The organism is Burkholderia sp. Bp9015, assembly GCF_003853505.1.
Lineage (GTDB): Bacteria > Pseudomonadota > Gammaproteobacteria > Burkholderiales > Burkholderiaceae > Burkholderia.
This window is the reverse complement of the sequence record NZ_QTPZ01000019.1, coordinates 102,456-123,997: the sequence shown is the minus strand read 5'-3', so window position 1 is coordinate 123,997 and position 21,542 is coordinate 102,456. Positions and strand designations below refer to the sequence as shown.

Sequence of the window (21,542 nt, the reverse complement as noted above, 5' to 3'; positions counted from 1 at the left end):
TCACTGCGCGGCGGCCATCGTCGACGGCACGACCTGATATTCGAGCTGCGCCCAGGTCCGCGACACGTCGCGTCCGAGCTCGAGCACCTGCAACTGCGCGTCCAGTTGCGCGCGCCGGGCGGCGAACGTGTCGGCGAGCGAACCGGTGCCGGCCCGGTAGGCGGCCGTGGCGAGCTGCACGCGCTGCCCGGCGGCGGGCAACAGCGATTCGCGCAGGGTCGCGAGGCGTTCGCGGCCGCTTGCCAGCGTTTCGGACTGCGTACGGATATCGGCTTGCACTTGACGCAGCGTGTCCTCGTACATCAGGCGCGCCTTCGTCGCGAGCGCGGCCTTTTCGGCGACGTCGCGGTTCTGCCGGTTCTTGCGATCGAGCGGCAACGGGATCGTGACGCCGACGGACACCATGTTCGAATACGCGCCGCCGCGCTGCTGGTACGCGATCTCCCACGTCCAGTTCGGGCTGCGCTCGCTGTCGGCCACCGCGGCGTCGGCCTCGGCGACCGCGATGTCGTCCGCGGCGGCGACGAGCGCCGGTTGCGACACGCGCAGTTCGTCCGGCGGCAACGACGCCACGAAGGATTCGGGCGCGGGCGGCGTACCCGTCACGTCCGTGACGGGCGCAGCCGTCCAGCGGCCGAGCGCGATGAGTGCGGTGCGATAGGCCTGCCGCGCGTCGAGCACCTGATCCTGCGTTTGCGCCAGCATCGCGCGAGCCTGGACGACTTCGCCCGCGCTCGCCTTCGCGCCGCGATACGACGCCTGCGTCGCGTCGAGCTCATGCCGCATGTGATCGAGCAGCGCCTGGCGAAGCGCGAGCGCCTGCTTCGCGTAGATGGCGTCGAGCCAGGCCGCCGCGGTCCGCTGGCGCACCGTGGCCAGCTGCACGAGATAGTCCGCGCGTTCGCGGCCGACTCGCTCGTCGGCCAGCGCCGCGCGCAGCCGCCGCTTGTCGCCGGACACCCATTCCTGCTCGATGCCGATGCGGCGCATCGTCATGAAGTCCTGGCCGACGGTGAAGCGCTGCCCGCCGTTGACCGGCAGGTTGTCGATGCCGGCCTTGAGCATCGGGTCCGGCAGCTGGCCGGCCTTGACCGCCGCTTCCGAACTCGCGCGCACCGAAGCCTGCGCGGCCTGCATCGACGCGGAACGTTCGGTGGCGGCCTGCAGCGCGGCGTCCAGCGTGACGGGCGACTGCTGCGCATGGGCGCCCGCCGCCAGCAGCGCCGCCCAAAGCACGGGCGCGCGCCGGCACGCACGCCGCATGCGCGGCGTGCAGAAATCGAATGACATGGTGTAACCCCAAGTCGGAACCCCAATGGATTCCACGTCCCGAACACGGGACGAACCTCACCGCCTAGGCGGTGAACCGGTCAAATCGGGATCAGCTGATGCGGGGCGGGCGCCACAACCCGTTCGGGTCGCGGATCGGGACGGACTGCGCGTAGTGGAAGACGATCGTGCTGGCGAATGCAGCGGGACGGCTCACGTCGGCGCGGGCGGCCGGGTGATAGAGACTGCCGAACTGGCATTGGGCCGTCACCTTGCAGGCCATGCCCTTCGCTTTGGCCTTCGTGGCGTCGGTGGGCGACGCTTTCATCGAATCGCAGCCGCTCATGTCGGCGGACATGCTCATGCCCGCGTTCGCTTCCATCGACATCGTGTGCTGCATCGGACATTCACCGGTCAAGCCGCTGGCTGCCAGCCCGCTGATGGGCAGCACCGCGCAAATCAGCAGCAGGATGAAGGTCCGAAGCAGTTTCATGGCGGCGATTATAGCGCGGCGGTTCGCGGTATGGCGCGGCGACGTGAGCGGCTTCTTACGGTGTCCGGCGCCGCCCCCAAAACGCGCTAGCGTGCCAGCCCGTCCGCGGCGAGCACCTGCTGCACGGCCGGCCGCGCCCGCACCCGCTCGTACCACGCGCGCAGGTTCGCATGGCGGCTCAGGTCGATGTCCGCGTTGTACACCGAGCGCATCCAGTCGGCCTTGCCCCAGCCCGTCAGCGCGAACAGGTACGCATCGGCGACGGTGAACGTGTCGCCCGTCACATACGGGTTGCCGTCGAGCTGCCGGTCGATCCACGCAAAGCGGCTGTCGAGCTTCTGCCGCACCGGGTCGACGTATTGCCCCGCCTGCACCGCGTAAAGCAGCGGGATGAAGCCCTTGTGGATCTCGGTGCCGAGGAAGTTCAGCCATTCCATCAGCCGGTAGCGGGCGAGCGTGCCGTACGCGGGCGCGAGCCGCGCTTCGGGGCGCCGGTCCGCGAGATACTGCGCGATCACCGGTCCTTCGCGCAGCATCGTGCCGTCGTCGAGTTCGAGCAGCGGCACGTAGCCGAGTTCGGTCACATCGTAGTAGTTGCGTCCGTCTTCAATGACGTGTTTGCGCGCGTCGACCTTGATGACCTGCGCGTCGATGCCGCTTTCGCGCAGCACGATGCAGATGGCCTGCGAACAGCTGCCGGGAGCGTGATAAAGCTTCATGCGTTTCCTTGATTGGATGGTTCGACTATCGATTCGCCGCGACGCGGGCGCTAATATCTCGCATCGGCGCGGCGCTGAGAAGAAGGCAGTCGTTTGTGCCGTAGTCACAAAAAAGTTACCGACAGGGTCAGCGGCATGAAGACGAGTGCGACAGGATGTTCCGTGGAAGAAGCGATGCGCATGCTCGGCGGCCGCTGGCGGCTGCTGCTCGTGTCGTATCTGCTCGACGGGCCGAAGCGCTTCAGCGACCTGCGCCGCGACATGCCCGGCATCTCGCAGCGGATGCTGACGCTCGATCTGCGCGCGCTCGAGGACGCCGGCTTCGTGCGGCGCACCGTGTATCCGGAAGTGCCGGTGCGCGTCGAGTACGATCTGACCGCGGACGGCGACCGGCTGCGGCCCGTCGTCGAGGTCATGCGCGCATTCGGGCTGTGGCTGAAAGCGCGCGATGCGCATGGCGAGGTCGACGCGCAAGCCGCGCTGCCCCGATAACCCCTTACCGAGAGAAACATCATGGAACTACACGCTACCGTCGGCGCGGCCACGTCCGATGTCGACGACGACGAAAGCTTCGCGAACATCTATTGCCACGACGCGGCGCAGAACTATTGCTTCTCGCTGCTGCGCTTTCCGGAGGAAACGTCGATCGAGGTGATGGTGCTCGACCAGCTCACCGCGCACGTGAACGATCTGTCGGTGCGCCTCACGGGCGACACGCTCGACGTCGAACTCGACGAGCGCACCGCCGAGCGGCTCGACGGCAACACGCATTACGTGATTCATCTTGCGCCCGGCGAACACGATCCCGTCGCGCTGCGCGCCGCGCTGAAGGAAATCTTCGACGGCAAGAGCGGATATCGCGACGACAGCGCAAGCGCGTAACGCGACCCGCCCGATACGCGTTCACATCCCGCGCGTTCGCCCGCCGCCCGCGACACGCGTTTCGCGATTCCTGCCGCTGCGCCTCGCGCCTGCGGGGGCGGCGCGACCTCACGGGCGGCACGCGCTATGCAGCCAGCGCGGCCGCCTTGATGTTGAACGCGCGCAGCAAGTCCTCGCGGAACGCATCGACGATCGGCTTGCCGCTCGCGTTGCGCTTCATCGCGAGATGCAGCGGCACATCGAAGCCGAACGTCGCACGGCCGACGGCCTTCACGAGCCCACGCTGCTCGAACGGCTCCGCGTAATGCGCGGGCAGGTAGCCGAGATGGCCGCCCGACAGGATCAGGATCGTCGCGGCCTCGATGCTGTCCGCGCTCGCGGTCACGCGCCGCTCCGGCAGCGGACACTGTTCCTCCGGCACCGGATAGGTACGCCACACCCAGTCGTGCGCCTGCAGGTCGTCCATCGACACCGGCCGCGACACATGGAACAGCGGATGGCCGCGACCGCAGTAGATCACCTGCTCCTCGGTAAACAACGGCGTGTAGTCGAGCCCCGGCACGCGATGCCAGAAATACCCGATCGCGAAATCGAGCTGGTTGTTGACGAGGCCCTCCTCGAGTTCCTGCGGCGATGCGACCTTCATCGAGAACGTGACGGCCTGGTCGCGCTTGCGGAACGTGCCGATCGCGTCGGCGACGCGCGCGTTCTCGACGAGCGGCGCCTGCCCGATCAGCCCGATCGACAACGTGCCGACCAGCTTGCGGTCGATGTCGCGCACGCGCGCGACGAACTCCGACGTCGCCGCGACCAGCGTGCGCGCCGTGGCCGCGAAGCGTTCGCCCTTCGATGTCAGCCGAAAGCCGCCGCGACCGCGGTCGCACAGCTTGAAGCCGACACGCGCTTCCAGCGCGGAGAGCTGCGTGCTGATGGTCGACTGCCGCACGCCGAGCGATGCCTCGGCGGCCGTGATGCCGCGTGCGTCGACGACGGCCAGGAAGACCCGGATGAGCCGGAGATCGAGATCGGTGGTATTCGAAAACATGCTTCAAGCCGCTGCGCTTCTCGCGCGTTGCCGGGCCGGCACGACACCGGCCGCCCGCGCCGATGAACCTGACCGGACGCGCGCCGTCATCGGCAACGGCACGCGCCATACCCGTCGTTCGTGAACGACCGGCGCTTACATCGGGAAGCCCATCGCCTTGAGCCCGTTGATCCACGCGCGCTTCCAGCCGCCTTCGGCGTCCGCGCCGTCGAACGCGTGGAACGTGATCTTCGCGGCGACCCAGCGCATCGGCTCGGGCGGGATGTAGCTCGGGCTCTGGTTCGCGATGTCGAGCTTGCGCTCCGGGCTGTCGCGGTCGAACAGGATGTTCAGCCCCATGAACGCGCCGAACCGGCTCGCCGCGACGCCGAAGCCCGTGTAGCCGGCGACGAACACGGCCTTGCCGCCGAGATAGCGCTTCGCGAACACCGAGCCGCGCGAGCAGTAGTCGATCGGGCCGCCCCACGCGTGCGAGAAGCGCACGTCCGCGAGTTGCGGGAAGGTCCGGTAGAACGCCTCCGCGAGCCGGTAGTAGGTTTCGCGCCGGCCGTCCTGGTGCGGTTCCGGGTCGCCGTCGAAGTGATAGCTGACCAGCCCGCCGAAGATGATGCTGTTGTTCTTCGTCAGCCGGAAATAGTTGAGCTGCGTGCGCGTGTCGTACACGCCCTGGCGATTCTTCCAGCCGATCCGCGCGAGCTGTTCGTCGGTGAGTGGCTCGGTCGCGAGCACGTGATCGCGCACCTGCATCACGCGGCGGTTGATATCCGGAATGCCAACCTTTGCGGTGCCGCTGCCGAACACGACACGCGGCGCGCGCACGCTGCCCTTCGGCGTCGTCACGTACACGGTGCCGCCTTCGTCGGTGACGGTCGTGAGCGGCGTGTGCTCGTAGAGCTTCACGCCGAGCGACAGCGCCGCGCGCTTGAGCCCCCACGCGAGCTTCGCCGGATGCACGATGCCGCTGCGGTTGCGCGACCACAGCGCGCCCGCGAACAGCGGCGAGTTCAGTTGCTCGAGCGTTTCCTCGCGGTTCAGCAGCACGACGTCGTGCCCGTATTCGCGATGCAGGTCGTAGTCGCCCTTCAGGTGCGCGAGGTGCCCGGGGTCCACCGCGACCGTCATCTCGCCGTTCCACTCGATGTCGGCGTCGATGGCGTAGCGCTTCAGCGTGTCCTCGAAGCCGTCGAGGTTGTGGTGGCCGAATGCCTCGAGCTGCGCGATGTCGTTCGGGAACACGCGCACCGCGTTCGGCAGCCCGTGCATCACCGACGTCGAGATGATCCCGCCAGCGCGGCCCGACGCGCCGTGCGCGACCTTGCCGGCCTCGATCAGCACCACGTTCAGGTGCGGCATCTGTTCCTTCGCCTGCACGGCCGTCCACAGCCCGGTGAAGCCGCCGCCGACGACCAGCAGGTCGGCCGTCACGTCGCCGACGAGTTCCGGCTCGGCGGCCGGCGCGGCCGGGTTGTCGAGCCAGTACGGGAACAGTTTCGTATTCGCGAGCGCCTCGGCGGCGCCCAGTGCGACCGGCGCGTGACGCGCGGCGTGCGCGTGAGCCGGTGCGGCTAGTGTTGCTTCGTTGACTTCCATTTCCATGATCCCAGCCATCCCACCTGATCGCGGCCCGCGCGTGCGATGCGTGCACGGCGTGCCGAATTCGCCGAATTCAGCGATTGCGCCGATTACTTCTATCGCCGCGGTTGCCTCGGTTGCGCCGACGGTGACGATCGGCGCGATGCACCGTAAGCCGCGACGCGCGCCTTCGACACCCGCGCGACGGACGTCGCCTGCAGTCGGTCGAAAACGCCGCCGCCGGGCCTCGCGTCCACCTGACGACGACGCCACGGCGGCCGCTCACATCACGACTTCTCGAGCAGCACGTAGAACTTCTTCGCGTCCTCGATCGTTTCCCAGCGGCCCGCGAAACCGGCCGGCAGCAGGTAGCCCTGGCCCGGCGTGAATTCCTTGCGGTTGCCTTCGACATCGGTCAGCGCGATCCGGCCCTCTACGAGCCACACCGCTTCGTCCGCCGCGGTTTCCGGGAACTCCACGGAGCCGACCTTGCCTTCCCACCAGCCGATGAGGTAGCTGCCGCTCTTGCCTTCGGCCGCGCGCCAATCGCTTTCGTCCATCCCGAAGTCGAGCTTCGTGAATTCGCCCACGCCTGCGCCCAGCGGCAGGATGTCCTTGATCAGTTTGGTCATTTGAATCTTTCGTCTCTCGATTGAAAAAAGCAGAGACAAAGTTACTCATTTACACTGCCCCGGTATGCCCCCCTGCGGGGGGGACAAACCGCGTTTTCCGCGGCGCGCAGGGTCGCAGGACTCCGTACCGTATTTCCCCCTAATGACGTTTTTGACTTCGGACGCTAGAATCGCCGCCGCTTTTCACCGGGGAACCGCATGCTGCTCAACGTGAACCCCTTCCACCGCGACACCGACCGCTTCAACGTGTCGTTCAAGGCGCTGGGCGAGCTGATCGAGACGGTCGGCACGCCGCACTTCGTGCCGCGTCTCACGCAACTGCTGAACGACGTCGTGCCGCTCGACGTCGCGCACGTCGAGCGCTCGCGCGTCGACGGCACGATGCCCACCGGCTACCGCTGCGAATGGATCGGCAGCAGCGGCATCGGCACCGCGACCGCCGACATCTCCGACGTGATGACGCTCTACTACGAGCGCTTTCTCGACAGCGACCCGCTGTTCGCGGGGCTGCGCGGCAAGACGGGCACGATGCTGGTCGTGCGCGACATCGCGGCGATCCCGCCCGGCGAATTCCGCCAGCGGCTGTTCGACGACGTGCATATCGCCCATGAATGCGTGCTCGCGCGCGGCACCCGCTATGCGCAGCATTCGATCGCGCTGGAACGCGGCCGCGACCGCCCGCCGTTCACGCTCGCCGAAATGAACCGCTTTCGCAGCATCAGCGACGTGCTGTTCCCGCTGCTCGAGCTGCACGCATCGACCACCGCCGCGCGGCGCATCGCGCACCCGACGCCCGACGTGCATCCGCTCGCGCAGTTCGACGCGCGGATCGCGGCCGACGGCGTGAAGCTGTCGAAGCGCGAATACGAAACCTGCAAGCACCTGATCTCCGGCAAGACCGTGCCGGAAACCGCCGACATCCTCGGCGTGCGCGTCGCGTCGGCCGAGTCGTACGTGAAGCGTGCGTTCGCGAAGCTCGGGGTGCGCACGAAGCGCGAACTGGCTGCGTGGGGCTCGGCCGTGCCGGCGTTTCCTGCGGCCGCAACGCGTGACCACGTAGGCAACGACGGCGACGACGCCGACTGATCCGGTCGCGCCGCCCGCGATCGCCGACTGATCCGGTCGCGCGTCGATGCGGCGCCGCCGTTCGCATCGAGACCCGTCGATGTAAACGTTGCGACTTCAAGATCTTCGCGCCCGCGTTCTCCTCTACCATCGGCCGATCGCTTTTCACCATAAAGAGGAGACGGCCCCATGCACCGCGAACTGAACCAGCCGATGGGCGGCAACGAGATGCCGCGCTTTGGCGGCATCGCCACGATGATGCGCCTGCCGCAGGCCGACACGACCGACGGCCTCGACGTGTGCTTCGTCGGCGTGCCGCTCGACCTCGGCACGTCGAACCGCTCGGGTTCGCGCTTCGGCCCGCGCCAGATCCGCACCGAATCCGTGCTGCTGCGCCCGTACAACATGGCCACGCGCGCGGCGCCGTTCGATTCGCTGCAGGTCGCCGACATCGGCGACGTCGCGACCAACCCGTATGACCTGAAGGATTCGGTGCGCCGCATCGAGCACGCGTATGACGAGATCGTCGCGCACGGCTGCCGGCCGATCACGCTCGGCGGCGACCACACGATCGCGTGGCCGATCCTGCGCGCGCTGCACAGGAAATACGGCAAGGTCGCCGTGGTGCACGTCGACGCGCACGCGGACGTGAACGACACGATGTTCGGCGAGAAGATCGCGCACGGCACGCCGTTCCGCCGCGCGGTGGAAGACGGTCTGCTGCAATGCGACAAGGTCACGCAGATCGGCCTGCGCGGCACCGGCTATCACGCGGACGATTTCGACTGGTGCCGCCAGCAGGGCTTCACCGTCGTGCAGGCGGAGGAATGCTGGAACCGGTCGCTCGCGCCGCTGATGGCGCAGGTGCGCGAACGCGTGGGCGACACGCCGGTGTATCTCAGCTTCGACATCGACGGTCTCGATCCGTCGTTCGCGCCCGGCACCGGCACGCCGGAAATCGGCGGCCTGTCGGTGCAGCAGGGTCTCGAGATCATTCGCGGGATGAAGGGGTTGAACATCGTCGGCGCGGATCTCGTCGAAGTGTCGCCGCCGTACGATCCGACCGGCACCACCGCGCTCGTCGGCGCGAACCTCGCATTCGAGATGCTCTGCGTGATGCCGGGCGTCGCCTACCGCTAATCCGATCGACAGGAACACGTTCATGTCCACCGCCGAGCTTTCCCCTTCCGCCGCGGCCATCGTGCTGCCCGCCGCGCGCATCGCCGGCCAGCCCGTGCGCACGCATTCCGATGAAGCCGGCGCGCCGATCTTCGATGCGTCGACCGGCGCGACGATCGGCTGGCAGGAATTCGCGACGGCCGCGCACGTCGACGCCGCGGTCCGCGCCGCGCGCGACGCGTTCGCCCGCTGGCGCGACACGCCGCCCGCCGAGCGCGGCCGCCTGCTCGCGACGATCGCCGAGCGCGTCGAAGCCGACCGCGAGCGGCTCGCGGCGCTGCAGATGCAGGTGAGCGGCAAGCCGCCGTTCGAGGCCGACGCCGACGTCGGCGACGTCGCCGCGACGTTCGCGTATTACGCGACGCTGTGCGGAAACCCGGCGCTGTTCGAGGCCGAGCCCGTCGCGTTGCCGAGCGACACCGTCGCGGCCGAGCGCTTCCACGACGCGCTCGGCGTCGCCGCGCTGATCGTGCCGTGGAACTTCCCGATGGTCACGACCGCGTGGAAGCTCGCGCCCGCGCTCGCGGCCGGCTGCACGGTCGTGCTGAAGCCGTCCGAACTGACGTCGCCGGCCGAGCACGCGCTGCTCGACCTGATCGCCGAAGCCGGCGTGCCGGACGGCGTCGTCAACGTCGTGAACGGCGGCGCCGAGGTCGGCGCGGCGCTGACCGCGCATCCGCTGATCGACAAGATCTCGTTTACCGGCAGCACGGCCGCCGGCCGCAAGGTCATGCAGGCCGCGGCCGAGGACATGAAGCGCGTGACGCTCGAACTCGGCGGCAAGTCGTCGCTGATCGTGCGCGACGACGCCGATCTCGACGTCGCGGTGTCGCTCGCGGTCGCCGGCGCCTTCACGAACGCGGGCCAGATGTGCTCGGCCACCGCGCGCATCCTCGTGCACGACAGCCTCTATCGCAGCTTCATGGCCGCGTTCGAGACGGCCGTGCGCGCGCTCGTCGTCGCGCCGCCTGCCACCGCGGAGGTCGCGATGGGGCCGATGATCTCGGCCGCGCAACGCACGCGCGTCGAGGCGATGCTCGCGCAAGGCATCGCGGCGGGCGCGCGCGTCGCGTTCAGCGGGCGCGTCGCCGAGGCCGGCGGCAATGGCTTCTTCATGGCGCCCGTCGTGGTCGCGGAGCCGCCCGCCGACAATCTGCTGTGGACCGACGAGGTGTTCGGCCCGGTCGCGTGCGTGAAGTCGTTCCGCACCGACGACGAGGCGATCGCGCTCGCGAACGACACGCGCTACGGGCTCGTCGCGACCGTCGTGACGCGCGACGCGGAAATCGCGAAGCAGTTTCAGGCACGCGTGCGTGCCGGACTCGTGTGGATCAACGCGCCGCAACTCATCTACCCGCATGTGTGCTGGGGCGGCTTCGGGCTCAGCGGAATCGGCCGCGAACTCGGCGTGACGGGCCTGCGCAGCTACCAGGAACTGCGCCACGCGATGCGCGCGATCGATTGACCTGCGCGGCCGTTCAGGCCGCCTGCGACACCGTGCCCGGCGGGCCGGCGCGGCACCGCGGGCCATGCCGGCCGCGCGGGATGCCGAAGCCGCCGGGCACAGCGGCCCGGCGCATCTTCGGCACCGTCACCGTCGATGCGCGGCCGCTTCGGCCTCCGTATCGTGATACTCGACGAACGCCGCGATCTTCCCGCTTTCGATCGTGAGCAGGTGCACCCAGTCGTCCTCGTAAGTGCGCCCGGTCGAATGGACACGCCAGCGTTGCGTGCCGAGCACGACGACCCGGTTGCCGCTCGCGATGAACTCGAGCGGCTCGAAGCGTTCCGCGGTCTGCGTCGACGCAAGCGCCGCGAAGAACGCCGCGACCGCCTGCGGCCCATGTCGTCTGCCGACGAACGGAACGACGTCGGCCGGCCCCGGGATGAACCAGTCGACGCTGTCGGACAGCGTCTGCAGAATGCCCTCGATATCCGCGCGGCCGAACGCCGCGTATGCCTGCTGCACGAGTTGCACGTTGTCTTGTTCGCTCATCGCCCCCTCCCGTCATCGCAGGTTCGCCGCGTCGCGGCGCGGAATTCCGGCCGCGGACAATTCAGCATAGTCGAACCGCGAGGCGGCCCCCATGAGGGTCTCCGGCAATCGGGCCGTGTGGATTCCGTATGAGCAATCCGTTGCGTGGTCGCATCGCCCTGCCAAATGAAGCAATGCGCCGACGAATACGCGGCATGGCCGGGATCGGCGCTCCGCCACGAGACGAGATGCGGATGAGTCCGCGCCGATATCCCGCATAATCGGGCGTTGAGCGCCGCCGCGGGAAGAGACATCGTGCGAGCGCATCAATTCAAAACAGGAACGGGTGCGATCCGGCTCTCGCTGCAAGGCGCCGCCGCCCGCCCCGGGGGAAGACCAGGCAATCCCGCTGAAGACAGGACACCGACACATGGACCGAGCCGAGCACATCAGCATCGAACAGGCGGTCGATCTGCCCGCCGACGAACTGAACGGATGCGACTTTTCGTTCGAGATCGCGTGGGAGCTGAATGCGCCGTACCAGGATCTGCTCGATTTGCGCGCGCTGCCCGTGCAGCGCAAGGACTACGGCTTCGATCCGGCCGGCTGGGCGCGCGAGGCGTCCGGCGGCACCGCGCTGTTCCGCGCGAGCGCGGGCGGGCGCCTCGCGGGATTCGTCGCGATCACCGAAAGCTGGAACGGGATGGCCGAGATCGCGGAACTCGCGGTCGATCGCAGCTGCCGGCGGCAGGGGATCGGCCAGTTCCTGCTCGCGGCCGCGGAAGCGTGGGCGCGCAGCCGCGGGTTCGGCTTCATGCGGCTCGAAACGCAGGCGAACAACGTCGCGGCCTGCTGCACGTACGCGCGGGCGGGCTTCGTCGTGGGCGGCCACGACCGCTTCCTGTACGCCGACGGCGCGAACGACGGGGAAGTCGCCCTCTTCTGGTACAAGGATCTGCGCGACGGGCAAAGCGCGAAGAGCCGGACGGTCGATCCGGAATCGATGCGGCCGCTGTCCTGACCGACGGCCCACCGCCGCCCGCTCCGGTCCTGCTTGCGCCTTTGCTTGCGCCTTACTTCCGCGTCGCGACGATGAACAGGCGCGGGAACGGCAGCAGCACGGTGCCGTCGTCGAGCGACGGGTAGCCATCCGGACCGGCGAGCGCATCGCGATAGCGCGCGACGAACGCGTCGCGTTCGCCTTCATCGAGTGCCGCGAGGAACGGCCGCAGCGCGCTGCCCTTGAACCATTCGACGACCGCGTCGGCGCCGCCGCGCAGCGGATGGTAGTAGGTCGTGCGCCAGACATCCACCCGCGAACACGACGGCGACAGCAGCGCGTAGTAATACCGCGCGTCGAACCGCTCGGTGCGCGCCGCGCCTTTGAGCTTGTCCGCCCAGGGCCCGCCCGCGGCGACCGCGCGCATCAGCCGGTGCGCGGGTTCGTCGAGGTTGTCGGGCATCTGCACCGCGAGATGGCCGCCCGGCGCGAGCCGGCCGACGAGCGACGGAAACAGCGTGTCGTGCGCCGGCACCCATTGCAGCACCGCGTTCGACAGGATCAGGTCGTAGCCGCCCGGATCATCCCACGTGGAGACATCCGCGAGATCGAAACGCAGCGCGGGCAGGCGCTTGCGCGCGGCCGCGATCATGTCCGGCGACGCGTCGATCCCGCGCACCGTCGCGTCGGGTGCACGCGCGATCAGCGCTTCGGTCGAATTGCCGGGCCCGCAGCCGATGTCGAGCGCGGTATGGATCGGCGTGTCCGGCACGGCGGCCAGCAGGTCGCGGACAGGCCGCGTGCGTTCGTCTTCGAATCGCACGTACTGTCTGGCGTATTGATCGAGTGGCGTTGTCACGATATGCCTCCGGGTCGGCGTGGACGGCGTCGCGCTACCCGTTGCCGTCGATGCAGCACATGCTGCGATCCCGCCGGTCTTCGGTAGCGACGCCGGCGCGGTGACGTCAGGCTACCTCGCTCAAAGCGTCTTGACCATGAACACGCGCGCCGTCCCTTCCGGCTCGCACGGCACCTCGCCGAACGCCTCGTAACCGTGCTTCCGGTAGAAGTCCGGCGCCTGGAACGTAATCGTGTACAGCACCGCGCGGGCACACCCGCGCCGCTTCGCTTCCGCTTCGGCCTCGCGCAGCAGCCGGCTGCCGAAACCGCCGCCACGCAGCGATTCCGGCAGGTAAAAGAGGTCGATGAAGAAGAGGCCCAGCGACGTCCGGCCGGTGAGGCCGCCCACGACCTCGCCGGTCGCGGGATCGGTCACGTAGACGTCGAGCGCCGCCGTGTCGGATCGGCCCGTCATCGCGTGGTTGAACTCGCCGAGCTTGCGGCTGATGAGGTCGCGTGCGGCCGGCTGCTCGATGTCGGTCAGTTGAAGCGAAACGGCGGGATGCGCGTTCATGGCGTGAAGGTGTACGTGAAGGGGCCGCCGGGCCTGCAGCGCCCACGGCGGACGTCGTGAATCGACGCGGCGCGGAACGACCAGGCGTCAGTTGTACCCGAGAATCGCCACCGCCGCGACATCCGGCCGATCGATCGTGCTGCCGACGAGCGACGTCATCGGCTCCTGCAGCACGGCCTGATACGACGTCACGCGCACCTCTTCCGGCGCGCCGGCGTCATCCCGAACGGGTTCGTCGAATGCGTCGTAGCCAGTGAAAAAACCCGCTTGCGATTGCGTAAAAGTCATCTCCACTCCTTTCGATATGTCGTCGATGTTCTGATTCAATTTGCCTGTTTCAACGCCGCCGCTTGCACGGTTGCGCCGCCATGCGCGGCCTCCGACCGCGCGAGCTGCGCGCGCGTGCGCCGCGTGATGTGAATCACCGCGAACACGACCGGCGCGATCAACAGGCCTTCCGCGAGTTCGGGATCGACCGGCAGGTTCATCACGTGCAGCGCCTTGAACGCCGCGGTCGCGAGCGACAGCACGTAGTACGAAATGGCCGCCACCGACAGCCCTTCGACCGCATGCTGCAGATGCAGCTGGTTGCGCGCGGTGCGCTCCATGCCCGCCAGCAGGCGCGTGACGTCCTTTTCCTGCGCGAGATTCACACGCGTGCGCAGCAGGTCGACCGCGCGGGCGATCCGCGCGGCGATCTGCTCGTGACGCGCCCACACGCTGCGGCAGGTTTCCATCGCCGGCGCGAAGCGCCGCTCCATGAACTCCGCGATCGTCGGCATCCCTTCGATGCGCTCCTCGCGCAGCTCGTGGATGCGCGCCAGCACGAGCTTTTCGTAAGCACGCGACGCGCTGAAGCGGCCGCCGGACCCCGACAGCGCTTCGACCCGCACCGCGAGATGCGTGAGCTTCACGAGCAAGGCCGCGTCGTCGCCGTCGGCGCCGCCCGCGTCCATCCGCTGCATCAGCGCATGCAGCGCAGCGTGGATCTCGTCGAGCTCGCGGCTCATCCGCCGTGCGACCGGCAACGCGAGCAGCGCCATCATCCGGTACGTCTCGATTTCATGGAGGCGTTGCAGCAGGCGGCCGCCCTGCTCCTCGCGGAAATCCTCGTCGACGACGAGAAAGCGCATGAAGCCGTCGTCGCGCACATGCCAGTCGCAGTACACCTTGCCGCCGCCGAGCACGTTGCTGCCGACGAGCGCGGGCCCGTCGATCCAGCGGCGCAGGTCGCCGCACACGAGCCGCGCGGCATCGCCCGACAGCAACTCCATGCGCACCGCGACGAAGCGGATGCCCGCGAGCCGTGCGAACCAGGCGGCCGGAATCCCTTCGATCGCGAGATCGTCGAAATAACCGGTGTCGCGGCGCGGCGCGACGAACGTGAAGGTCGAGAATTCGGTGTGGCGCTCCCACTTCAGGTACCAGCCGCCCGGCGATTGCACCGCGTAGTGGGTCGCGCCGTCCTGCGGCGCGGCAATGCCGGTGTCGCGGCACAGCGCGTGCAGCAGCGTTTCGTGGATGTCGGGCTGGCCGTCCGCGTAGATCGCGTAGTGCGTGAGCGACACGGCTTCGGCGAGCCGCAGGAACGGCCGCGCATGCAATTCCGCGGCCAGTGCGGCACGCAATGGATGATCCATCATCGGTACACCACTCTTCCCTGTTCGGCGCTGCGTGCCGGGCACGCCGGCGTGATCGCCGCACCGCATCGAACGATGCGGCCGGCTCGATGCCACTATGGCAGACACACAGCGACAATAAAAACGCATAATGCTGATCGTTACGTTCAGTTTTCCTGATACCGATGAAGATGCTCGATCACGACGTGCTGGCCACCGTCGTCGCCGTCGCGGAAACCGGCAACATGACCCGCGCCGCCGAAGCGGTGAACCGCTCGCAATCGGCCGTGAGCATGCAGATCAAGAGCCTGGAAGACGCGATCGGCCGGCCGCTGTTCGTGCGCAAGCCGCGCAGCATCGTGCTGACGCGCGAAGGCGAGGTGCTGCTGGGATTCGCCAGACGAATGCTGGCGCTGCGCGACGAGGCGTGGGCGGCCGTGGTGCGGCCGGAAGTGACGGGTAAGGTGGTCATCGGCGTGCCGGACGACTATGCGTCGTCGCTGCTGCCGTCGGTGCTGAAGAAATTTTCGGCGACCTATCCGAAGGTCGAGATCCAGGTGATCGGGCTGCCGAGCAGCGCGCTCGCGCCGCTCCTGAAGGACGGCACGGTCGATCTCGTGTGCGGCACGCGCATCAAGGGGCTGTCCGGCGACTTCATCCGCCACGAGCCGATGGCGTGGGCCGCGATGACGAACGGGCCGCGCGTATGGGAAGAACGGCCGCTGCCGATCGCGGTGTTCATGCCGGGCAGCGTCGCGCGCGAGAACGCGATCCGCAGCCTCGAACGCGCGAAGCTGCCGTTCCGCACTTCGTATGAAAGCCCGAGCCTGCTCGGTCTGCTCAGCATGGTCGAGGCCGGCCTCGCGGTCGCGCCGCTCGCGCGCTGCGCGATTCCCGCGCAACTGTCGATGCTCGGCCGCTCGCACGGGCTGCCCGATTTGCCGCCGCTCGAACTGATCCTCGCGCGCAGCACGAAATCGAAGCGCCCGCCGTGCGACTTTCTCGCGGAACAGCTGATGGAAGACCTGCAGCGGCAAACCGGGCAGACCGGCGACGCGTGATCAGCGTGTCGCGCCGAACCCGGCCGCGCCCAGCGCCGCATTGACGTTCGCGGCCACCCGATCGACGAGCGCTTCCAGCGTATCGCCGCATACCTGCGCGTGTTCCGGCGCGACGTGCTCCGCGCGTTGCCAGCCCCACTGCGCGCCCGGCACGACCGACAGCGTCGCGCCGAAGCGGTTGCCATGGCGGCGGCCGAAAGTGCTCACGCGCCGCCCGGCCACGTAGTCCTGCTCGGGCAGGCAGAGCCGGATCTCGACCGCGACCTGGTCGCGATCGTTGACGCGCGCGGCGGGGCTCACCGACGCTGCGAACACCTTGCCGATCCGCCAGGTCACGAAGCTCTCCCAGGCCTCGAGCGGCCCGCCGGCCGCGTCGACCCGCTCGGTGTCCACCGACCACTGGTGCCGGTCGGGCACGACGATCGCCTGATGCAGCAGCATTTCGGCCACGCGCACCGTCGTCACGAGCTGACGCGCGAGTTGCTGGCCGGACGGCAGCGACGCCGTCCGTAACCGGCTGCTCGTCGGCCGCGCGACAGGTACGGCTTCCAATAGATCCATGACTCCTCCGTATTCGTGATCGGCGCCGCGCACGCAGCATCGCGCGCCGGTTCGCCGCCTGCGGGCGGGCGACACGGCGACCGGCGATCGGGCGGCGGATCGGACAAGCCATCAAGGAACGAACGACAACCCACGAGCAACAACCGTTCCCGGCTTCACCGTGGGCTCGGCCCGACATGCAACCGGCGCGCGACCGGCCCGATCACCGCATCGGCCTGCTGCGCGATCAGCATGTGCAGGGTGAAATCCAGGTCTTCCGGCGCGATGTCGAAGTGCACGTGGACCACGTCGCGCACGGCACGCGCGCTGACGACATACACGCCGAGCGGGGAATGCAGCAGCGCCGCGAGCCGGGCGTGCGCGCGTTCGCCGGAATCGGCCGTCAAGGTGACGGGCAACTGCAGGCGCGGGCGCGGCGCCGGGAACGGAATGACATTGCTGGGTGCGCCGGCGCGCAACGGGCGGCCGGCGACATCGCAGGCGGGAACGGGATGAATGAAGGTCATGGAGCGGACGGAGGCCGTCCCGGCTGTTCGACACGTCCCCAGCTTAGAAGAGACCGGATAAACGTCGTGCAAAAAACCGGGCCGCCCGTGCAAAAAACGGCACGGGGGACATAACACGACACCGAGCTGCGGCGGGCCGCGCGATCGTCATGCGCGCGTTGCGGCCGCGCGCCGCGGTTCGCGTCAATCTCACCCGCGTTTGCGCCGCCCCGCTAAGCGAACGCTTCGAGCGACGCGCGCCGCCGCTCGTCGACCATCGATTCGATCAGCGAAACCAGATCGTCGGTCAGCGGATCGCAGATGCCCGGCGAGCGATGCAGTTCGAGATCGGCCGCCGGCAGCGGCGGCAGCCCGTCCGTCTCGTCGAGCACGCGCCAGTTCTCGGGCAGCGTGCAGCGGTCGATCATCGTCACGGCCGCGCCGTGGTTCACCGCGATCTTGATGCCGGTCGGGCTCTGGCTCGTATAAACGACGTGATACGGCCGCTCGGCCGTCGCGAGTGCCTGCAGCCCGCGCTGCCGGTAGCAGCACGTCTCCGGAAACAGCGCGAGCGGCACCGACGCCTGCGGGCCGAGCGCGAAATCGCGGTGCGCGGCCCACACGACCTCGTGCCGGCCGAGCAGCCGCCCGCCCGCGTTCGGCCCGTGCCGCACGACGAGCGCGACGTCGAGCTCGCCGGCCTGCAGCCGTTCGAGCAGTTCGAGCGAGGTGCGGCAATGCACGTGGAAGCGCGCGCCCGGCCGCATCGCATAGAACGACTTCAGCAGGTCGGGCAGCCACAGCTCCGCATAGTCCTCGGGCAGCCCGAAGCGCACGACGCCGCGGTCGCTGCTCGCCTGCTTCAGCGCAAGGATCGCGTCGTTCTGCACCTGGATGATGCGGCGCGCATGGATCAGGAAATTCTCGCCGTCGCGCGACAGTTCGAGCCGCCGGCTGTTGCGCATGAACAGGTGCGTGTCGAGCCGCTCCTCGAGCGTGCGGATGCGCAGGCTGATCGTCGATTGCGTGCGATGCAGTTGCCGGGCCGCAGCGGTGAAGCCGCCGCTCTCGACGACGGCGACGAATGCGCGGATCAGCTCGGGATCGAGCGAACTGAGCTTCGACCAATCGGGCCTTTGAATGGCAGCCATCGGAATTACTCGCTTTCGAAAAAAGAAGGGAAGACGAAAGATAGGGCTCGGAGCACGCCGATTGTTGTCCGGAAGCGCCCGGCCCTCCAACCCCTGCCCGGGTATGACAAACCCGGAGCCGGTTCGCGAATGCCCACCCGCCGACCACGCCCCGCCCGCCGTCACGACGCCGGCCGAGGCCCGCCCGGCGGGCCTCCGCGCGCCGGGCCCAGGGCATTCCCGGAGACGACGAAAACTCATAGCCCGATCAGAAAACATCGATTCACCGGCCGCGCCGCGGCCCACCACAATCGCCTCACTCCCAACCTAATCGACGAGACACCGCAATGACCGCATCTCAACCCAGGCAGCTTTACATCGGCGAAGGCTTCGAAGGCCCCGGCGTCAACCTCGCGCACATCAACGTGCTGGTCGGCCCGCGCAACGGCCCGGCGGGCCAGGCGTTCGCCACGGCCCTCGCGACGCCGTCGGCCGGCCATGCGCCGTTCGTCGTGATCGCGCAGCCGGGCGTGCCGACCAAGCCGCTCACGCTGTACGTCAACAAGGCGCAGATCGCCAACGATTTCCACGGCAACGCCACGTGGGGCGCGTCGCAGGCCGGCATCGCGAAGGCCGTGGCCGAAGCGCTCGAGAACGGCACGCTGCCGCCCGAGGCGGAAAACGACTGGGTCGTCGTGTCGGCGAACTGGGTGAACCCGCAGACCGACGATCTCGATGCCGTGTTCGAGAACAACTATCGCGCGTGCCGCAACGCGATCGTCGCCGCGATGGAAGGGCTGCCGCATCGCGATGCGGTGTTCGCCGCCGCGCGCGACGTGTCGAACCCGTTCTACACCCCGAAGAAAAACTGACGACGACAAGCGGCCGACACAAGGCCGCACCTGGAGGAAACATGGAATACGTCCGCCTCGGCCAGTCCGGCCTGAAGGTGTCCCGCCTGTGTCTCGGCACGATGAACATGGGCACCCCCGAATGGAAGCCCTGGATCTTCGACGAAGCGCAGAGCGAGCCGATCGTGCGCCGCGCGCTCGACGCCGGCGTCAACTTCATCGATCTCGCGGACTTCTATTCGACGGGCGTCGGCGAGGAAGTGGTCGGTCGCATCCTGAAGCGCAACGCGCGCCGCGAGGAGCTCGTCGTGACGACCAAGGTCGGCTACGACATGGGCAGTTATCCGAACGCGGGCGGCCATTCGCGCAAGCACGTGCTCGACGGCATCGACGGGTCGCTGAAGCGGCTCGGGATGGATTACGTCGACATCTTCATGCTGCACTTCTTCGACGTGAACACGCCCGTCGAGGAAACCATGAGCGCGCTGCACGACATCGTGCGCGCGGGCAAGGCGCGCTATATCGGCGTGTCGACGATGTACACGTGGCAGTTCGCGAAAATCATGCAGGCCTGCGAACGAAACGGCTGGGACAAGCCGATCAACATGCAGCTGCAGCTGAACCTCGCGTATCGCGAGGAAGAGCGCGAGATGGTGCCGTACTGCATCGACCAGGGCGTCGGCGTGTCGGTGTTCAGCCCGCTCGCGCGCGGCCTGCTGACCTGCGAGCCGCAATCCACGCGCAACCAGACCGACTTCTTCACCGCGCAGATGTATGGCGACGCTGCGTCGCTCGCGATCGCGGAATCGGTCGCGAAGGTCGCGAAGCGCCGCGGCGTAGCGCCCGCTCAGATCGCGCAGGCGTGGGTGCTGAGCCGCCCCGGCGTCGCGAGCATGCTGGTCGGCGCGGATTCCGTCGCGCAGTTCGACAGCGCGCTCGGCGCGCTCGAAACGCAGCTCACCGAGGAAGAACTGCACGAACTGGAACGCAACTACACGCCGTGCGACCTGATCAACGACTACACGGCCGGCAAGCGCATCGCGCGCGCGTCGCGTCCGGCGCAGGGCAGCTTCGCAACGGACTGAAGGGCTGCGGCTCCGATGCACTGAAGGAACGACACACCATGAACGAATTTCTGAGGACCGGCCATTACATCGGCGGCGAATGGCACGAATCGCATGGCGCGAGCGATGCGACCTATCCGGTGCTGAACCCCGCGACCGGCGAGACGATCGCGAAAGTCGCGAAAGGCGGCGCCGACGACACGCAGCGCGCCATCGACGCGGCCGCGCACGCGTTTCCTGCGTGGCGCGCGCTGACCGCGAAGGAGCGCGGCGCACGCGTGAAGCGCTGGGGCAAGCTGATGCTCGAGCATCGCGATGCGCTCGCCGAGCTGCTGACGCGCGAGCAAGGCAAGCCGCTCGCGGAAGCGCGCGGCGAAGTCGCGTACGCGGCGAGCTTTCTCGAATGGTTCGCGGAAGAAGCGAAGCGCATGTACGGCGACGTGATCCCGAGCCCGAAGCCGGATTCGCAGATCGTGGTCACGCGCGAGCCGGTCGGCGTCGTCGCGGCGATCACGCCGTGGAACTTCCCGCTCGCGATGATCACGCGCAAGGCCGGCCCCGCGCTCGCGGCCGGCTGCACGATGGTGCTGAAGCCGTCCGAGGAAACGCCGCTGTCGGCGTTCGCGCTCGCAGTGCTGGCCGAGCGCGCGGGCGTGCCGGCCGGCGTGTTCAACGTCGTGTCGGGCGACGCGGTCGCGATCGGCGAGACGCTGACGAGCTCGTCCGTCGTGCGCAAGCTGTCGTTCACGGGCTCGACGCGGGTCGGCAAGCTGCTCGCGAAGCAGTCGGCCGACACGCTGAAGAAGCTGTCGCTCGAACTCGGCGGCAACGCGCCGTTCATCGTGTTCGACGATGCCGATCTCGATGCGGCGGTCACGGGCGCGATCGCGTCGAAGTTCCGCAACACGGGCCAGACCTGCGTATGCGTGAACCGCTTTCTCGTGCAGGACGGCGTGTACGACGCGTTCACGCGCAAGCTGGCGGACGCCGTGCGCACGCTACGCGTCGGCAACGCGCTCGCCGGTGAGGTCGACCAGGGGCCGCTGATCAACGAGGCGGCGCTCGGCAAGGTCGAGCGGCACGTGGCCGATGCAACCGCGAAGGGCGCGCACGCGCTCACCGGCGGCAAGCGCCACGCGCTCGGCGGCACGTTCTACGAGCCGACCGTGCTGACCGGCATGACGGCCGACATGCTGATCGCCGAAGAGGAAACCTTCGGTCCCGTCGCCGGCTGCTTCCGCTTCACGACCGAGGAAGAGGCCGTCGCCGCGGCCAACGACACGCCGTTCGGGCTGTCCGCGTACTTCTACACGCGCGACCTCGGCCGCGCGTGGCGCGTGTCGGGTGCGCTCGAGAGCGGGATGGTCGGCGTCAACGACGGGATCATCTCGACCGAAGTCGCGCCGTTCGGCGGCGTCAAGCAATCGGGGCTCGGCCGCGAAGGCTCGAAGTACGGCCTCGACGAATACGTGGAACTCAAGTACACGCTGATGGCCGGCCTCGGCCGCTGACCGCTCCCCGCGGTC

The 21,542-nt window shown here is 68.4% G+C and carries 24 protein-coding genes; 10 read left to right on the top strand and 14 right to left on the bottom strand.

The features are described 5' to 3' along the window. The 3 genes from DIE12_RS21195 to gstA form a co-directional block, all read right to left on the bottom strand. On the bottom strand, positions 1-1,290 hold the full coding sequence (locus DIE12_RS21195) for a TolC family protein (protein WP_124487022.1): 1,290 nt from the start codon (positions 1,288-1,290) through the stop codon (positions 1-3). Positions 1,291-1,381: 91 nt separating this feature from the next. Continuing rightward, complete coding sequence (locus tag DIE12_RS21190; protein WP_124523416.1) at positions 1,382-1,762, bottom strand: hypothetical protein; 381 nt, start codon at positions 1,760-1,762, stop codon at positions 1,382-1,384. Positions 1,763-1,848: 86 nt separating this feature from the next. Next, a complete protein-coding gene (gene gstA, locus DIE12_RS21185) occupies positions 1,849-2,481 on the bottom strand; it encodes a glutathione transferase GstA (protein ID WP_124487023.1) in 633 nt (210 codons plus the stop codon). Between the two features lie 135 nt (positions 2,482-2,616). Here gstA and DIE12_RS21180 point away from each other — a divergent pair, with 135 nt between their 5' ends. Next, the gene (locus DIE12_RS21180) at positions 2,617-2,973 is read left to right on the top strand and encodes a helix-turn-helix domain-containing protein (RefSeq protein ID WP_124523417.1); all 357 of its coding nucleotides are present in this window, start codon (positions 2,617-2,619) and stop codon (positions 2,971-2,973) included. A gap of 21 nt (positions 2,974-2,994) precedes the next feature. Beyond that, positions 2,995-3,363 carry a hypothetical protein gene (locus DIE12_RS21175; protein ID WP_124523419.1) on the top strand — a complete coding sequence of 123 codons (369 nt, stop codon included), beginning with the start codon at positions 2,995-2,997 and terminating at the stop codon, positions 3,361-3,363. 124 nt (positions 3,364-3,487) lie between these two features. Here the strand turns inward: DIE12_RS21175 and DIE12_RS21170 are convergent, their stop codons facing one another. The 3 genes from DIE12_RS21170 to DIE12_RS21160 all read right to left on the bottom strand — a co-directional run bounded on the left by DIE12_RS21170 (position 3,488) and on the right by DIE12_RS21160 (position 6,612). Continuing rightward, positions 3,488-4,408 carry a LysR family transcriptional regulator gene (locus DIE12_RS21170; RefSeq protein ID WP_044848305.1) on the bottom strand — a complete coding sequence of 307 codons (921 nt, stop codon included), beginning with the start codon at positions 4,406-4,408 and terminating at the stop codon, positions 3,488-3,490. A 135-nt stretch (positions 4,409-4,543) separates the two neighbouring features. Then, a complete protein-coding gene (locus DIE12_RS21165) occupies positions 4,544-6,004 on the bottom strand; it encodes an FAD-binding oxidoreductase (protein ID WP_124523421.1) in 1,461 nt (486 codons plus the stop codon). Between the two features lie 263 nt (positions 6,005-6,267). Continuing rightward, positions 6,268-6,612 carry a cupin domain-containing protein gene (locus DIE12_RS21160; RefSeq protein ID WP_124487026.1) on the bottom strand — a complete coding sequence of 115 codons (345 nt, stop codon included), beginning with the start codon at positions 6,610-6,612 and terminating at the stop codon, positions 6,268-6,270. Positions 6,613-6,810: 198 nt separating this feature from the next. Between DIE12_RS21160 and DIE12_RS21155 the strand changes: the two genes are divergently transcribed. The 3 genes from DIE12_RS21155 (at position 6,811) to DIE12_RS21145 (ending at position 10,321) form a co-directional block, all read left to right on the top strand. Then, on the top strand, positions 6,811-7,698 hold the full coding sequence (locus DIE12_RS21155; RefSeq protein ID WP_124523423.1) for a helix-turn-helix transcriptional regulator: 888 nt from the start codon (positions 6,811-6,813) through the stop codon (positions 7,696-7,698). A 168-nt stretch (positions 7,699-7,866) separates the two neighbouring features. Further along, positions 7,867-8,817: an agmatinase gene (gene speB / locus DIE12_RS21150; RefSeq protein ID WP_044848300.1), complete on the top strand. Its 951-nt coding sequence runs from the start codon at positions 7,867-7,869 to the stop codon at positions 8,815-8,817. A 22-nt stretch (positions 8,818-8,839) separates the two neighbouring features. Next, the gene (locus DIE12_RS21145) at positions 8,840-10,321 is read left to right on the top strand and encodes an aldehyde dehydrogenase family protein (RefSeq protein WP_124523425.1); all 1,482 of its coding nucleotides are present in this window, start codon (positions 8,840-8,842) and stop codon (positions 10,319-10,321) included. A gap of 126 nt (positions 10,322-10,447) precedes the next feature. Here the strand turns inward: DIE12_RS21145 and DIE12_RS21140 are convergent, their stop codons facing one another. Beyond that, positions 10,448-10,852, bottom strand: a complete 405-nt coding sequence (locus tag DIE12_RS21140) for a nuclear transport factor 2 family protein (protein WP_044848063.1) — start codon at positions 10,850-10,852, stop codon at positions 10,448-10,450. Positions 10,853-11,261: 409 nt separating this feature from the next. Between DIE12_RS21140 and DIE12_RS21135 the strand changes: the two genes are divergently transcribed. Beyond that, entirely contained in the window at positions 11,262-11,852 is a 591-nt protein-coding gene (locus tag DIE12_RS21135; RefSeq protein WP_044848062.1) for a GNAT family N-acetyltransferase, read from the top strand. A gap of 52 nt (positions 11,853-11,904) precedes the next feature. On the opposite strand, the gene tam is transcribed toward DIE12_RS21135, so the two are convergent. From tam to DIE12_RS21115, 4 genes are all read right to left on the bottom strand, one after another. Further along, positions 11,905-12,690, bottom strand: a complete 786-nt coding sequence (gene tam / locus DIE12_RS21130; protein WP_124487029.1) for a trans-aconitate 2-methyltransferase — start codon at positions 12,688-12,690, stop codon at positions 11,905-11,907. A 120-nt stretch (positions 12,691-12,810) separates the two neighbouring features. Beyond that, positions 12,811-13,245, bottom strand: coding sequence for a GNAT family N-acetyltransferase (locus DIE12_RS21125; RefSeq protein WP_044848060.1), 435 nt, complete (start codon positions 13,243-13,245; stop codon positions 12,811-12,813). An 87-nt stretch (positions 13,246-13,332) separates the two neighbouring features. Continuing rightward, the gene (locus tag DIE12_RS21120; RefSeq protein WP_124487030.1) at positions 13,333-13,533 is read right to left on the bottom strand and encodes a hypothetical protein; all 201 of its coding nucleotides are present in this window, start codon (positions 13,531-13,533) and stop codon (positions 13,333-13,335) included. Between the two features lie 35 nt (positions 13,534-13,568). Continuing rightward, positions 13,569-14,888 carry a DUF3422 family protein gene (locus DIE12_RS21115; protein WP_124523427.1) on the bottom strand — a complete coding sequence of 440 codons (1,320 nt, stop codon included), beginning with the start codon at positions 14,886-14,888 and terminating at the stop codon, positions 13,569-13,571. A gap of 161 nt (positions 14,889-15,049) precedes the next feature. Between DIE12_RS21115 and DIE12_RS21110 the strand changes: the two genes are divergently transcribed. Next, positions 15,050-15,925 (top strand): LysR family transcriptional regulator, encoded by an 876-nt coding sequence (locus DIE12_RS21110; protein ID WP_044848057.1) that lies wholly within the window; start codon positions 15,050-15,052, stop codon positions 15,923-15,925. Here the strand turns inward: DIE12_RS21110 and DIE12_RS21105 are convergent, their stop codons facing one another. The 3 genes from DIE12_RS21105 to DIE12_RS21095 all read right to left on the bottom strand — a co-directional run bounded on the left by DIE12_RS21105 (position 15,926) and on the right by DIE12_RS21095 (position 18,122). Continuing rightward, entirely contained in the window at positions 15,926-16,486 is a 561-nt protein-coding gene (locus tag DIE12_RS21105; RefSeq protein ID WP_124487032.1) for a hypothetical protein, read from the bottom strand. A gap of 155 nt (positions 16,487-16,641) precedes the next feature. After that, positions 16,642-16,992, bottom strand: coding sequence for a hypothetical protein (locus DIE12_RS21100; RefSeq protein ID WP_124487143.1), 351 nt, complete (start codon positions 16,990-16,992; stop codon positions 16,642-16,644). A gap of 212 nt (positions 16,993-17,204) precedes the next feature. After that, positions 17,205-18,122 carry a LysR family transcriptional regulator gene (locus tag DIE12_RS21095; protein ID WP_044848054.1) on the bottom strand — a complete coding sequence of 306 codons (918 nt, stop codon included), beginning with the start codon at positions 18,120-18,122 and terminating at the stop codon, positions 17,205-17,207. 326 nt (positions 18,123-18,448) lie between these two features. Between DIE12_RS21095 and fae the strand changes: the two genes are divergently transcribed. Genes fae through DIE12_RS21080 form a run of 3 tightly spaced genes read left to right on the top strand, consistent with a single transcriptional unit; the run spans position 18,449 to position 21,527 of the window. Further along, the gene (fae, locus tag DIE12_RS21090) at positions 18,449-18,973 is read left to right on the top strand and encodes a formaldehyde-activating enzyme (RefSeq protein ID WP_124520836.1); all 525 of its coding nucleotides are present in this window, start codon (positions 18,449-18,451) and stop codon (positions 18,971-18,973) included. 41 nt (positions 18,974-19,014) lie between these two features. After that, on the top strand, positions 19,015-20,037 hold the full coding sequence (locus tag DIE12_RS21085) for an aldo/keto reductase (protein WP_124523429.1): 1,023 nt from the start codon (positions 19,015-19,017) through the stop codon (positions 20,035-20,037). 38 nt (positions 20,038-20,075) lie between these two features. Then, entirely contained in the window at positions 20,076-21,527 is a 1,452-nt protein-coding gene (locus DIE12_RS21080; RefSeq protein ID WP_124523431.1) for an NAD-dependent succinate-semialdehyde dehydrogenase, read from the top strand. Positions 21,528-21,542 lie beyond the last annotated feature (15 nt).